Source organism: Breznakiella homolactica, assembly GCF_016616095.2.
GTDB classification, from domain to species: Bacteria; Spirochaetota; Spirochaetia; order Treponematales; family Breznakiellaceae; genus Breznakiella; species Breznakiella homolactica.
The window spans coordinates 3,904,348-3,918,125 of the sequence record NZ_CP067089.2; the positions used below are offsets into that span (position 1 = coordinate 3,904,348).

A 13,778-nucleotide genomic window follows, 5' to 3' on the forward strand; every position below is an offset into this window, starting at 1 on the left:
AATGTAACATCGGGTTTTGCCGGATGATGCATATAGATTCCTTCTGAGCGGGGATATAGCTCAGCTGGCTAGAGCGGCGGCTTTGCAAGCCGTAGGTCAGGGGTTCGAATCCCCTTATCTCCAGTAAACGCCGCTTTGGCGTTTATACAGATGTAAAATTCTGTATGTAAGATGATCTTTGAAACGAATAGGGAAGGGACGGAAACGTGCGGAAGTGCTGAGAGGCACAGACGCATGGGAAGGATATTTAGGGCGCGAGCTGTGGATATCCTGGAACGATAATATGGTCAAGCGAAGAAGGGTTTATGGTGGATGCCTAGGAGTTAAGAGGCGAAGAAGGCCGTGGTAAGCTGCGAAAAGCCAGGGGGAGGAGCACACATCCATTGATCCCTGGATGGCCGAATGGGGTAACCCGGCGGACGCGAGTCCGTCATCCGGCTGCTGAATACATAGGCGGCGGAAGTAATACTGAGGGAACTGAACCATCTAAGTACCTCGGGAAGAGAAATCAATAAGAGATTCCGAAAGTAGCGGCGAGCGAAATCGGAAGAGCCTAAACCGTTAGCAATAACGGGGTTGTAGGGCCGCTTTGGGGTAACCCGCGGAGTAAGAAATCATAAGTATAGTGGAACGGTTTTGGGAAAGCCGGACAGAGAGGGTGAAATCCCCGTACACGAAATAGTTATGACTCCGTGGAGCGGTACCTGAGTACGGCGAGACACGAGAAATCTTGTCGGAATCTGGGTCGACCACGATCCAAGGCTAAATACTCCTTAACTACCGATAGTGCAGAAGTACCGTGAGGGAAAGGCGAAAAGAACCCCGGTGAGGGGAGTGAAATAGAACCTGAAACCATAAACCCACAACAGGTCAAAGCCGGCGTAAGCTGGTGATGGCGTGCCTTTTGTAGAATGAGCCTGCGAGTTACGGTATGCAGCGAGGTTAAGTGATGGAAGTCACGGAGCCGGAGGGAAACCGAGTCTGAAATGGGCGAATTAGTTGCATGTCGTAGACCCGAAGCCAAGTGATCTAGTTATGAGCAGGTTGAAGCTCAGGTAAAACTGAGTGGAGGACCGAACCCTAGTCTGTTAAAAAAGGCAGGGATGACTTGTGACTCGGAGTGAAAGGCTAAACAAACTTGGAAATAGCTGGCTCTCCCCGAAATGCCTTGAGGGACAGCCTCATACAAATGTGCTGGAGGTAGAGCACTGGATGGACTAGGGGGCTTCACCGCCTACCAAACCCAATCAAACTCCGAATGCCAGTACACAACGTATGGGAGTGAGACTGCGGGCGACAAGGTTCGTAGTCAAGAGGGAAACAGCCCAGACCGTCAGCTAAGGTCCCGAAATACCGCTAAGTGTAAAATGATGTGTGATTGCGAAGACAGCCAGGAGGTTGGCTTAGAAGCAGCCATACCTTAAAAGAGTGCGTAATAGCTCACTGGTCGAGTAATGATGCGCAGATAATGTAACGGGGCTAAGCGGTATACCGAAGCTACGGAATCATATCGTAAGATATGGTTGGTAGGGGAGCATTCCACGGACTGATGAAGGTGATCTGTAAGGATTGCTGGAGGGGGTGGAAGAGAGAATGCAGGTATAAGTACACGAAAAGACGGGTGAGATCCCCGTCCGCCGAAAGCCTAAGGATTCCTGGGTAAAGGTCATCTGCCCAGGGTAAGTCGGCCCCTAAGGCGAGGACGAAAGTCGTAGTCGATGGGAAACTGGTTCAGATTCCAGTACCTTGATAAGTTTCGAAGGGATGACGCATGAGGTGAAACCCGGCCGGAGAACGGTTGTTCCGGTCGAAGCAGTAAGCCGTTGATTCTGGCAGGCAAATCCACCAGAAGAGGTGAGCTGTGACAGCGAGTGGAGCTACGGCAAAGCGAAGCGGGCGTAATCATGGTGCCAAGAAATAATCTCTAAGGTTAGGCTTATCAAGACCGTACCGTAAACCGACACAGGTAGGCGGGATGAGAAATCTAAGGCGCTCGAGAGAACTCGCGTTAAGGAACTCGGCAAAATACATACGTAACTTCGGGAGAAGTATGACCCCTGGCAGTTTAGCAATAGGTTGTTGGGGGTGGCACAAAGCAGTCCCAGGCGACTGTTTACCAAAAACACAGGCCTCTGCGAATCAGCAATGAGACGTATAGGGGCTGACACCTGCCCGGTGCCGGAAGGTTAAGAGGAGCGGTTAGCGGTAACGCGAAGCTGTGAATTGAAGCCCCGGTAAACGGCGGCCGTAACTATAACGGTCCTAAGGTAGCGAAATTCCTTGTCGGGTAAGTTCCGACCCGCACGAATGGTGTAACGATCTGGGAGCTGTCTCAACGCGAGACTCGGTGAAATTTAAGTACCGGTAAAGATGCCGGTTACCCGTGGTTAGACGGAAAGACCCCGTGAACCTTCACCGTAACTTATCATGGGGACTTGATGCGACATGTGTAGGATAGGTGGGAGACTATGAACTGTGGTCGTTAGGCTGCAGGGAGTCATTGGTGAAATACCACCCTTGTCGGATTAGGTTTCTAACCCTGGCCATGAAGCTGGTTAGGGGACAATGATAGGTGGGCGGTTTGACTGGGGCGGTCGCCTCCTAAAGAGTAACGGAGGTGCGCGAAGGTCTCCTCGCGCTGGTTGGAAATCAGCGTATGAGTGTAAAGGCACAAGGAGGCTTGACTGCGAGACTGACAGGTCGAGCAGGTACGAAAGTAGGTCTTAGTGATCTGGCGGTAGCGAGTGGAAGCGCCGTCACTTAACGGATAAAAGGTACTCCGGGGATAACAGGCTGATCTTCCCCAAGAGTTCACATCGACGGGAAGGTTTGGCACCTCGATGTCGGCTCATCGCATCCTGGGGCTGAAGCAGGTCCCAAGGGTTTGGCTGTTCGCCAATTAAAGCGGTACGTGAGCTGGGTTCAGAACGTCGCGAGACAGTTCGGTCCCTATCTGCCATGGGCGTTGGATGGTTGAGAGGAGCTGTTTTTAGTACGAGAGGACCGAAATGGACGAACCTCTGGTGTACCAGTTGTCCTGCCAAGGGCAAGTGCTGGGTAGCTACGTTCGGAAGGGATAACCGCTGAAGGCATCTAAGTGGGAAGCCCACCTCAAGATTAACCATCCCTGGGGGTTCAACCCCCCTGAAGGTACCAGGAAGACTACCTGGTTGATAGGTTGGAGGTCTACGCATGGTAACATGTTCAGCCGACCAATACTAATCTACCGTGAGGCTTGACCATATTATCGTTCCTGAACACAAAATCCTTTGGATTTTGTGTTTCCCAAGAAACTATTGCATAGTTTCTTGATGAATACTGAGTTTGTGGGGTAACCCCACAAACTCAAACGTACAAACACGCAGTTGTTTGTACGATCCGTCCTTGTGAGCAGCACCCGCTCGGGTTTCTGTTCACCCCTAAACTGGTTAGTAATTGCCTGGTGATTATGGTGGAGGTGTTATACCCGTTCCCATTCCGAACACGGAAGTCAAGCCCTCTCACGCCGATGATACTGCCTCTCTAAGGGGTGGGAAAGTAGGTCATCGCCAGGCTTTTTTATTTGTCATGGATAGAGGGGCTTTCAGTTTTTGTGGCTCCTTTTTTCTTGGTTTCGCTTATTTTTGTCCACAAAAACTGTGATTCAAAAACCTGAAGGTTTTTGTACGTCTTCGCCAGACGTTATCTGGCGGGTCTTTCCCTTGATTGTTGATATGCTGAAAAAAGCCTCCCGTACTGGGAGGCTTTTTTATTCCGCTGCGGCCCCTCTCTTATTTCCCCGCAAGCAGCTGCTTCAGATTCGTTATTTCAGCAGAAGTCATACCGTTATTCTGAAGGTACGCCTCCGCGGCTTTTGAGAAATCGGTACCCCGGAGAGTATTGGTTCCGGTGATGGTTTTGAGCATAACCACGGCGTTGTCGTCGGCAATAACCGTATATTTCGCGGTGCCTTCCTCAACGCCGTAATAATTAACGTAGCTGAGCATGTAATCCCTGGTGATTTCCTCCTGGGTCGCGCCCATAAGAGCTTCCATCAGAATGAAGATAAAACCGGTCCGGTCTTTTCCTTCGTTGCAGTGGAGATAATACGGAGCGGGATGGGAGAGCATAAACCGCAGCCCTTTGATCATGCTGTCAATAAAAACCGGGTCCGTATAAGTCATTCCCATGCTGAGGCAGATAACGTTCCCTTCAGAATAAATCTTTTTATAATACGATGATGCGTAGGGATTGGAGCTGTCCAGATACGCCTTGAGTTCCGCTTCGGAATCCGACATGTTGATCACAGTCCGGATCCCGGCTTTTTCCATCAAGGCCGATACGTAGGGAGCCCGGGGCCATTCTGTCTTTGTGGGATGGCTGCCGCGGTAGAGCACCCCGGGAGCGATACTTCCGGCGGTCACTTCCCGGAAATTGGCGAAAACCGCGTCGGAGGAATAATCGGACCGTTCGTCGGTCCTTGTGAGCTGGCGTATTTCATACTGCGATAAATAGCCTGCCTTCTGCTTCATGGAGAAGGTTACCGTATCTCCGACACCAACCCCCGCTTCCTTGGCCAAATCGCCGTAATTGATACACGCGGCCACATATCCGTTGCCGTATTCGGTACGTACCAGATACTGTCCCCGTTCGACATCATAGGCCGAAACCAGAGGCGCATCAAAGGTATACCCGTTGGCAAAGGTCACCGTAAGTATATCCCCATGGGCATATCCGGCGCCGAACATATCCGCTACGGCCACATCGGTAACCGTATGGCCGTATTTTTCAACTTCCGTAATGGTGCCGGTAAATTCCGGATAGGAAGCAGCCTTTGCCGGACTGCCGGCACAGGAAGCGGAAAAGACCAGCAAAACAAGACATAAGCCGATAAAAGGTGTTTTTTTCACATATTCCTCCTAAATAAGCACTGATTTTTATGACTATATCCTTTTCTAAACGCCGGCACAAGATTATAACGGAACCTGCTGACCGCGGTAAATTCCGAATACCGCCATATAAATTTCTCCAAAAAATCATTTTTTATAAAAATTTTATTTGACCTCCGGGAAATTCAATGTTATAAATAACAATAATGTTAGATATAACATTATTGTTCGAACAATTTTAGTTCGGTTCTTATTTCATTTTGGAGGTTGAAATGAAAAGAATTCACGGTTCAAAGTTTCTAGTTTTTATGCTGCTGATGATTATTTCAGCGGTCTCGCTGTTTGCCGGCGGTGAAAAAGAGGGGAGCGCTCCCGCCAAACCAAAACTGGTGATGCTGTTTTCCGCGGGGGGATCGGGAAATTCCCTTAAATCATCCGCGGAACGGTTCGGAGAACTCTATGGCGTTGAGATTGAAGCGCTTCTGTTCTCTATCACCGAAGTGTACGAGAAGGAAGTCCTGGCCCTTACTTCAAGGCAGGGTACGCCGGATATTATCTCCATGGATGATACCTGGTTCCCCCTCATGAAGGATTTCCTGGAGGAACTCAATTTTTCCCAGGATTACTACGACCAGTTTATTCCATCTATGCTCGGCACGTTCCGGTGGCCGCAGAATGAGAGCGGCAAGCAGTACGGTATTCCGGTGCGGATGGGCGGCGAAGTCATTGTCTACCGGGAAGATGTATTCAGGGCGGCGGGAATCGATCCCCTTTCCTTAAAAACCTGGGAAGATCTGTACGCCGCGGGGCAGAAAGTAACGGACCGCAACAACGGTGTCTGGGGCTGGGTCGGCGGCTACAGCGAACCGGCGTATATCACCGCAATCTGGCTTAATATCATGAGTTCCTACGGTGTGGATATTTTCAACGATGATATGACCGGTTTCGTGTTCAACACACCCCAGGGTGTCGCGGCAACTCAGATGTTTGTCAATCTTACCGCGAATCTGGCGAGCCCGGGCATCCTCAGCTACGGATACGCCGAAGAAATTGAAGCCCTCCAGAACGGCAGCGCCGTCATGGGACAGCTTTGGTCCGCCCGTTATTCCGCGGTGGACAAAGCCGGACTCCCCAACACCGGAAAATTCAAGGTGCTTCCGTTCTATCCCTACGGGCGGAACAGCGGCCTTACCACCGGCGTGGACCGGGTAAACGGCTGGGGACTGGGTGTCAACAAGAATTCAAAGAACAAGGAAATCGCCGCCAAGTTCCTGGAGTTTATCGGATCCTATGAAGAACAGCTCCGCCTCGCGGTGGAAACCAGCAACTCCCCGGTTCTTTCCGGTATCTTCAATGAGTCTTCGTATCTTGAGGCCGTACCGGAGGCAAAGAATATGGAGCTGGCCATGAAAGACGGTATCGCCCGGCCGATGCACATTAAATGGCAGGAAATCGAAGGTTCCATCGCCCTCAATCTGCAGAAAGCCGTAATCGGTGAGCTGACCGCAGCGGAAGCGCTGGCAAAAGCCGAAGCCGACGCGATCAGGATTCTCAGCAGGTAACGCAGCCGGATGAAGTATTCCCGGAAAAACTCCGGGAATACTTCCGAAAATCCCTTTCATGGAGAAAGGTCTATGGATAAACGTGAATTGAATAACCAGCGCTATGCGATGCGGTACATTTATCCGGCTCTGGGATACCTGGCGGTTGTACTGTTTATTCCCCTGGCGTACAGCATTGTGGTTAGTTTTTTCAAATGGGACTTGATCGGAGACACCACCAGGAAATTCATCGGCTTTAAAAATTACATTGATATTTTTAAGGATGAAGAAGTCCTGAGGTCCTTTGGTGTCACCTTTAAATATTTATTCTGGTCCGTGGTTCTCGAAATGCTTTTCGGTTTCCTGATCGCTCTGTTCCTCAACCGGAAATTCTGGGGCAATAAGGCGGTACGGATTGTGGTGCTGCTTCCGATGATGTTATCTCCCTCGATTATCGCCCTTACCTGGAAGCTTATTCTCAACGCCGACCGCGGGATTCTCAATTATATACTGACGGTTCTTTTCGGAAGGGACGCCGCTCAGGTCTGGCTCGGCAAGGATTTTGCCATGGCCACACTTATCGCTATTGAAGTATGGATGAACACCCCCTTTGTGGTGCTGATGGTACTCGCGGGGCTGCAGTCCATTTCCCAGGATGTCATCGAGGCTTCCCTGGTGGACGGAGCATCCAAAATGCAGCGGGTGTTTTATATAACCCTTCCGCTTATGCGGCCGGTCATGTTCGTTGCGCTTATTTTCAGAACTACCTTCGCGCTCCGTAACTTTCCGCTGCCGTGGGTGCTCACCGGCGGCGGTCCCGCCAACCTGACCAATGTGTTCGGGATTGAGCTGTACCGCCAGGCTTTTACGTATTACCACATCGGATACGCCTCGGCCCTTTCGTGGGTCCTGGTGATCATCACATTCGGCTTCAGCATAATTTACGCGAAAATGACTTTAAAGAAAGAGGGATAGTATGGCTGTTGAAAAGAAATACGATGTCGTAGTGGCCGGCAGCGGCCCCGGCGGAATCGGCGCGGCCTTTGCCGCAGCCCGGGCGGGAGCGAAAACGCTTATTATTGAAAAGAACGCCGTTCTCGGCGGTCAGATGACCTCCGGCCTGGTAACCGGTTTCCACGGAATGCGGGTGCATAAAGGATTCACGAAAAAGGGACTTGGCTCCATTCTTATGGAAGACAAGCATACCCCGGTGGTGGCCCGGGGCCTTTCCCTGGAAATAATGAACCGCCTTACCATGGAAGGCGCGGCGTATTCCACCATAGACGATCCGCCCATGCGTATCGAATACGATCCCGAGGCGCTCATTCCGCTGCTGTTTAAAATGGCGGACGGATTCAAGCTGGATGTTCTCGTGGACAGTTTTGTATTCGGTGTTGAAATGGACGGCGACAGAATCGCCTCTCTGCGGGTGGCCAACAAATCCGGTGAAGTGCGGATTAAAGCAAAGACCTTTGTGGACGGCACCGCCGACGGTGATCTTATCGACTGGTCCGGTGCGGGATTTCTCATGGGTGATCCCAAGACCAAACGGTGTATGCCCCTTTCGGTATACCAGGTTCTGGGCAATGTGGATCTTCAGAAAACCATGGATTACTTTAAGGAAAATCCCGACGATCTCCACATTTCAACAATTGAACGCTGGCAGGAAATGTACGACAAAGGCGCGCCGGTTTCGCTGATCGGTCTCAAAAGCCTTGTGAACAAAGCCGCGCGGAACGGGGAGTATCCCCGGGCAATCGGGCTTGAGGCTGAAATACCTTATCCCATTTTCGATATCCAGACGAGCTTCCTTCCGCGGGGAACGGTAAAACTCCTGGTGGATATGGCCTACGGCGTGGACATCACCGACGGTGACGCTCTGTCCGCGGCGGAAAAGGATATGCGGATGAACCAGGTTCCGGGGATTTTCAGATTCATGAAAAAGTATGTCCCGGGATTCGAGAAGTGCTACATCATCAGCACCTCTCCGCTGATCGGTACCCGGGAATCCCGTCGCCTGGACGGGATCTACCAAATAACCAAAGACGATGTGCTTTCCAACCGGAAATTTGAGGATTCCATCGGCCGCTGCGGCCGGGCCATGAATGTCCACAGTTCCGGCGGCGGAAACCAGAATCAGGACCGGGGCGGACAGCAGTGGATAGAAGCTGAAAACCCGATCGGATTCGATATTCCCTACCGTTCGCTGCTGCCCAGGAAAATAAAAAATCTCGCGGCGTCGGGCCGGTGTATTTCCGTTGACCGTGACGCCCTGGGATCCATCCGGGGAGAAGCGACCTGCATGGTGGCCGGCGAAGCCGCGGGCGCCGCGGCCGCGCTGGCCGCGGGGAAAAATATTTCCATGCAGGACGTTCCGGTTCCGGAACTCCAGGGTGAACTGACGAAACACAACGTCATAATTTAGGAGACCGAAATTATGAAGATCAGGAAACTGGGAAACGGGGTTTTCAATCTGGCGGTTTCCCTTGTACTGGTAAGTATCATTGTACTGCCCCTTCTGTGGATGATTTCTTTGTCATTCAAGAATCAGTCGGATATACTCGCGTGGCCGCCAAAATTCATTTTCAGGCCGACCATGGAAAACTACCAGGCCATTTTCGGGTCAAAATCGACCCAGCATCTGCCGTTTCTGCGGGTCCTGACAAACTCACTGATCGTCACCGCCTGCAGCCTTACGGTATCACTGACCCTTTCGGCGCTGGCCGCCTATTCCTTGGGCCGGCTTAAGCCGAAGGGCAAGACCGGGATCAACTACCTTATCCTCGGTCTCAGGATGATTCCGCCCATCGCCATTGTGGTGCCCCTGTTTATTATCTGGAACAGGATCGGCCTCTACGATACGCGGCTCGGGCTGATCATTCCCTTTATTGCCCTGGATATTCCTCTTTCAACGTGGCTGCTCCAGGGGTTTTTCGAAAGCATCCCGGGGAATCTCGAAGACGCGGCGGTGATTGACGGATGCACCCGGTTCCAGGCGTTTTACAAAATTATCCTGCCGTTGGCGGCGCCGGGAATCGCGGCGACATCGATTTTCTCCTTCAGCCTGTCCTGGAATAACCTGACCCTGCCGCTTCCCCTGACCCTGACCAAGGCCGCCACCATGCCGGTGCTGGCCTCCCAGGTCAGGACCGATGAGGGAATCCTCTGGGGGCAGCTGGGGGCGTATTCGACCCTGATGATCGTTCCGATGGTGCTGTTTACAATTTTTGCCGCCAATTACCTGATCGGCGGAATTTCCAGCGGGGCCGTAAAGGAATAACCCTATTGCAAAAGACCGGGAAGTATGTAGCCCGGTCAGGATATAAGATAAGGAGATTACTATGAAGAGGATTATTGACTTGTCCATGCGGCCGCTTCCCGCACCTGTGGGCAACGGCGAAGCGCTGGTCCGGCCTTCGTTGAGCGTCGTTCCCCAGCCGGAACTTCTCAGGGAACCGGTTTCCAAGGAACGGTCGATGTCGGAGATTTTATCCTACTACGAATTCAACCATGTGATGAGCGGAGTGCAGGCCGGGGAAATTTTCACCAAGGGGATACTGACCACCAAACCCTATACAACCTGCGCGACGTATTACAATGGCAAATTCACCGAAAACCGGCGGCCTCAGTACCTGGCCGACCTTACCAGCGACCACCTGGTAGGTCACTATACGTTGATCGACCTGTCGGATTCGGTACAGCCGAAAACGGTCATTACCGCGGATATGCTGAAAGCGGTTATGCCGAAGAAAAAGGCTGAACGCATTCTCGTGATCCGGACGGGGTACAGCAAAAACCGTCCCGCGGAGCCGAGCGAAAAATACCTGACGGATTCCCCTGTTTTATCAGCGGACGCCGCGGAGTTAATCGCGGCATCCGGTGTGTATTCGGTAGCCATCGATATCCGGTGCATGGACGGCAGGTATACCGGCGCGTCCGGTGACAATATCCATGGAATACTCAACAGCAATGGTATCCTTGTGGTTGAGGACCTGACAAACCTTCAGGATATTAAACCTTCCCATGACTGGATCTTCATCGGTATTCCCCTGCCTATCCGGGGAGTCTCCGGCGGCGCCGCCCGGGTGTTCGCGGTAAACATGAAGAAGCCCACCGACTTTGTCGACTGCAGCCATGAACTGGAAAGCTATCCCGATAATCCCTACGATTACGACCTGCCCTTTGAACCACCGGTAACGAAACGGCGGCTGGATGAGTTCGGGGATTATCCCAACGTGCTTCCGGGCAGGATTGAGCCCCGGGAAATCCAGGGGATTACCCAGAAGACAGCCCGGCTTACCCCGTTTTCCATTGTCAATGATAAGCAGGAAACCATCGCCAATGAAATGTACATGGAATACGGCCACGGTACGGGGACCCACATCGAAGCGGCGTTCTACGACCCCTGGGGCCGCCACTGCGTACCGGAGGAAGTGCTTAAACGGTACGTCCGGATTCCCCGGGACCGCCTTGTGGCCAACGCGTGCCTCCTGGATCTTTCCACCGTGGTCGGTCCGAACCAGATGATCGATTCCACTCACCTCAGGGACGCCGATCCCGGACTCAAGAAAGGGGACATCGCGGTTATCCGCGCGGACTACTGCGACTGGTTCTTCTACGGAACGGTCTCCGCGTCCGGTCCCGGCCTGTCACCCGACGCGGGCATGTACCTGCTCGAAAAAGGCATCCGGGCTCTGGTCTGCGACTTTGCGGTGGAAAAGAGCGATCCCGTGTCATCCAATCCGGCGATCAAGTACACCCCCAACAAAGTCCATTACCTGCTGCACAAAAACGATATTCCCGTGGTCGAATGGGTCTGCAACCTGAAGCTTATCAAGAAAAAGCAGTTCACCATGGCTATCTGCTGCCTGCCGGCAAGCCATCAGGGCGGATTCCCGGCCCATGTTTTTGCGGTTGAAGATTGGGCTTAAAAGTACTATAGTGAATCGCTTCCGGATTTTGTGAAAACAGATCCGGAAGCGATTCACCGTTGAGAAATGATGATATGAAAAAAACAAACGATTCCAGCAAACTGGACCAGCTCGTAACCGTCTCCATGCTCAAGTATAAACTGGGGTACTCCCAGGCCCAAATTTCAAAAATGCTCGGAGTCTCAACCATGACGGTCTCACGGATGCTGGATGCCGCCATTGATCAGGGCATCGTGAAGATTTCCGTAAAAACTTCGATTGACGACGATGAGGAACTTTCCCAGGAAATAAAAGCCAAGTATAAACTCCGGGACGCGCTGATCGTCAGAACAAATCCCTATGAAGATGTGGTGACCCGGCTCGCAAAGGCGACGGCGTTTTACCTTGACCTTTCAATCTGCCGGGGGGATGTGCTTGGGGTTGCCGCCGGAAGGACCCTGTCCCAGGTTATGCCCTACATGACCCTTCCGGCTATCGGCAGGGATAAGCAGCATTTTGAGGTTGTCCAGCTCCAGGGAGGATATACCTCCATGGGAGACCGGAATCCCACTATTTCAATCATTAATTTCGCCAACCGGTTCGGTATTGAGGGCCATCTTCTGCAGCACCCTATGTACGCGTCGTCCCCGGAGGCTGCCAAAGTTATCCATGAACACTATATGGCCGATATGGAGAAGCTCTGGAAAAAATGTACCCTCCTGGTATCGGGTGTCGGTATCTGGGGACCCCATTGTTTCCAGCGGGAGGAGAAGCTCCTCGGTGAGGATGATCTCAATGAACTGAAAGAAGCCGGCGCTCTGGGGGATCTCTTCGGCCGGTGGTTTGATACCAACGGGAATTATCTCGACTGCTGCTGCAACCAAAGGGTCGTGTCCATTCCGCCCCGGATACAGAAATTCATCCCCCGGCGGATTCTCGTTTCCTATGGAGAAGAAAAACTTCAGGCCATCGATGTGGTTCTTGCCCACGGTATGATGAATATTTTCATCAGTGATGAAGATACCGCGAAACAGCTTCTCCGGAATCCCTGACCCGGAAAACATTCCCGCTTACGGCTTTTATTCGGAGTCCTCCGTTCCATCCTCCAGACCATAGGTTTTAATTTTATTGATTATGGTTTTTCGGCTTATGCCAAGCTCATCCGCCGCCTTGGTCCTGTTCCCGTCCCAGCGGGAAAGAGCTTCGGAGATAGCCTTTTTCTCGATATCCTCCAGGGAAGGCCCGCCGGAAACGTCACCGGCGGCTGGTTTTCCGCCGGTCCGCTGCGGCGGCACGCCGCCGGGTTCCATGGTGTGGAGATCAATATCCTCCGGTCTGATTTCGTTTCCGTCGCAGTAAATCAGGGCCCGCTCCAGGACATTTTCCAGTTCCCGGACATTCCCCGGGTATGAATAGTCCATGAGTTTCTTCTCCGCCTCCGGGGAAATCGTATGGGCCGGTTTCCCCATACGGGCCGCGGCTTTGCCGAGGAGATTCTCCGCCAGCAGGGGAATGTCCTCCCGGCGCTCCCGCAGCGGCGGCAGACTGACCTTGAAAACATTGATCCGGTAATACAGGTCTTCCCGGAATTTACCTTCGGAAACCAGGGTTTCGAGGTTTTTGTTGGTCGCTGAAATTATCCGGGCATTGACCGGAATGTCGCTCGTCCCGCCGAGCCTCCGGATTTTCCGTTCCTGGAGGACCCGGAGCAGTTTGATCTGCAGTGCCATGGGCATTTCGCCGATTTCGTCGAGGAACAGGGTGCCGCGGCCTGCCAGTTCAAAGAGCCCCGGTTTACGGGCCGCCGCCCCGGTGAAGGCTCCCTTCTCATGGCCGAAGAGTTCACTTTCCATAAGGGTATCATGGATGCCGCCTATGTTTACCGCCACAAAAGGGTCGGCGCTGTTGGGGCCCCGCTTATGTATTTCGTGGGCCACCACCTCCTTGCCGGTACCGCTCTCTCCGGTTAAAAGCACCGTTACATCGGTATCCGCGATTTTGTCGATCCGGAGGGAAAGTTCCTTCATAACCGGGCTTTTGCCGATAAGGCTTGTCTCCTGGGGGGCGGTTCTTTTTTCAGCTTCCAGCAGGTTTTCCCGGCGTTTGTTTTCCACCAGGCTTTTCAGTTTTATAATCAGTTCCGCGGGGTCAAAGGGTTTTGTCAGGTAATCCTTGGCGCCGCTCTTGAGGGCTTCCACCGCGTCGGGAATTTCCCCGTGGGCGGAAATCATAATCGCCGGCGACAGTATTCCCCGGGCCTGGATCCATTCCAGAACTTCCTGGCCGCTCATCCCGGGAAGTTTGAGATCCAGAATTACCGCGTCAAAATGTTCTTTTTCCATAAGTATAATGGCTTCTTCTCCGGTTTCCGCGCTGTTTGAGTCAATGCCTTCGAGGCTGAGGTATTTTCTCAGGGATTCCCGGATATTCCGTTCATCATCGACAATTAAAACGTGCAT

8 protein-coding genes, 1 tRNA gene and 2 rRNA genes are annotated in these 13,778 nt (G+C 52.5%); 9 read left to right on the top strand and 2 right to left on the bottom strand.

Going from position 1 to position 13,778, the window contains the following annotated elements:
• The first annotated feature begins 49 nt into the window (after positions 1-49).
• From JFL75_RS17635 to rrf, 3 genes are all read left to right on the top strand, one after another.
• A tRNA-Ala gene (locus JFL75_RS17635) sits at positions 50-123 on the top strand.
• Positions 124-285: 162 nt separating this feature from the next.
• A 23S ribosomal RNA gene (locus JFL75_RS17640) occupies positions 286-3,243 on the top strand.
• A gap of 195 nt (positions 3,244-3,438) precedes the next feature.
• Positions 3,439-3,554, top strand: a 5S ribosomal RNA gene (gene rrf / locus JFL75_RS17645).
• A 216-nt stretch (positions 3,555-3,770) separates the two neighbouring features.
• On the opposite strand, the gene JFL75_RS17650 is transcribed toward rrf, so the two are convergent.
• On the bottom strand, positions 3,771-4,889 hold the full coding sequence (locus tag JFL75_RS17650) for a tyrosine-protein phosphatase (protein WP_223292696.1): 1,119 nt from the start codon (positions 4,887-4,889) through the stop codon (positions 3,771-3,773).
• A gap of 251 nt (positions 4,890-5,140) precedes the next feature.
• Here JFL75_RS17650 and JFL75_RS17655 point away from each other — a divergent pair, with 251 nt between their 5' ends.
• The 6 genes from JFL75_RS17655 to JFL75_RS17680 all read left to right on the top strand — a co-directional run bounded on the left by JFL75_RS17655 (position 5,141) and on the right by JFL75_RS17680 (position 12,371).
• A complete protein-coding gene (locus JFL75_RS17655; RefSeq protein ID WP_215627989.1) occupies positions 5,141-6,430 on the top strand; it encodes an ABC transporter substrate-binding protein in 1,290 nt (429 codons plus the stop codon).
• A 72-nt stretch (positions 6,431-6,502) separates the two neighbouring features.
• A complete protein-coding gene (locus JFL75_RS17660) occupies positions 6,503-7,384 on the top strand; it encodes a carbohydrate ABC transporter permease (protein ID WP_215627990.1) in 882 nt (293 codons plus the stop codon).
• A 1-nt stretch (position 7,385) separates the two neighbouring features.
• Positions 7,386-8,834 carry an FAD-dependent oxidoreductase gene (locus JFL75_RS17665; protein ID WP_215627991.1) on the top strand — a complete coding sequence of 483 codons (1,449 nt, stop codon included), beginning with the start codon at positions 7,386-7,388 and terminating at the stop codon, positions 8,832-8,834.
• Positions 8,835-8,846: 12 nt separating this feature from the next.
• Entirely contained in the window at positions 8,847-9,689 is an 843-nt protein-coding gene (locus JFL75_RS17670) for a carbohydrate ABC transporter permease (protein WP_215627992.1), read from the top strand.
• Positions 9,690-9,750: 61 nt separating this feature from the next.
• A complete protein-coding gene (locus tag JFL75_RS17675; protein WP_215627993.1) occupies positions 9,751-11,340 on the top strand; it encodes a cyclase family protein in 1,590 nt (529 codons plus the stop codon).
• Positions 11,341-11,414: 74 nt separating this feature from the next.
• Entirely contained in the window at positions 11,415-12,371 is a 957-nt protein-coding gene (locus JFL75_RS17680) for a sugar-binding transcriptional regulator (RefSeq protein WP_215627994.1), read from the top strand.
• Between the two features lie 27 nt (positions 12,372-12,398).
• Here JFL75_RS17680 and JFL75_RS17685 read toward each other — a convergent pair whose 3' ends face one another.
• Positions 12,399-13,778, bottom strand: coding sequence for a sigma-54-dependent transcriptional regulator (locus JFL75_RS17685; protein WP_215627995.1), 1,380 nt, complete (start codon positions 13,776-13,778; stop codon positions 12,399-12,401).

What these genes read in the sequence shown, in the direction of transcription:
- JFL75_RS17680 (WP_215627994.1), top strand. Translation starts at nt 11,415, where the DNA reads ATGAAAAAAACAAACGATTCCAGCAAACTGGACCAGCTCGTAACCGTC.
- JFL75_RS17655 (WP_215627989.1), top strand. Translation starts at nt 5,141, where the DNA reads ATGAAAAGAATTCACGGTTCAAAGTTTCTAGTTTTTATGCTGCTGATG.
- JFL75_RS17665 (WP_215627991.1), top strand. Translation starts at nt 7,386, where the DNA reads ATGGCTGTTGAAAAGAAATACGATGTCGTAGTGGCCGGCAGCGGCCCC.
- JFL75_RS17685 (WP_215627995.1), bottom strand. Translation starts at nt 13,778, where the DNA reads ATGCACGTTTTAATTGTCGATGATGAACGGAATATCCGGGAATCCCTG.
- JFL75_RS17670 (WP_215627992.1), top strand. Translation starts at nt 8,847, where the DNA reads ATGAAGATCAGGAAACTGGGAAACGGGGTTTTCAATCTGGCGGTTTCC.
- JFL75_RS17660 (WP_215627990.1), top strand. Translation starts at nt 6,503, where the DNA reads ATGGATAAACGTGAATTGAATAACCAGCGCTATGCGATGCGGTACATT.
- JFL75_RS17675 (WP_215627993.1), top strand. Translation starts at nt 9,751, where the DNA reads ATGAAGAGGATTATTGACTTGTCCATGCGGCCGCTTCCCGCACCTGTG.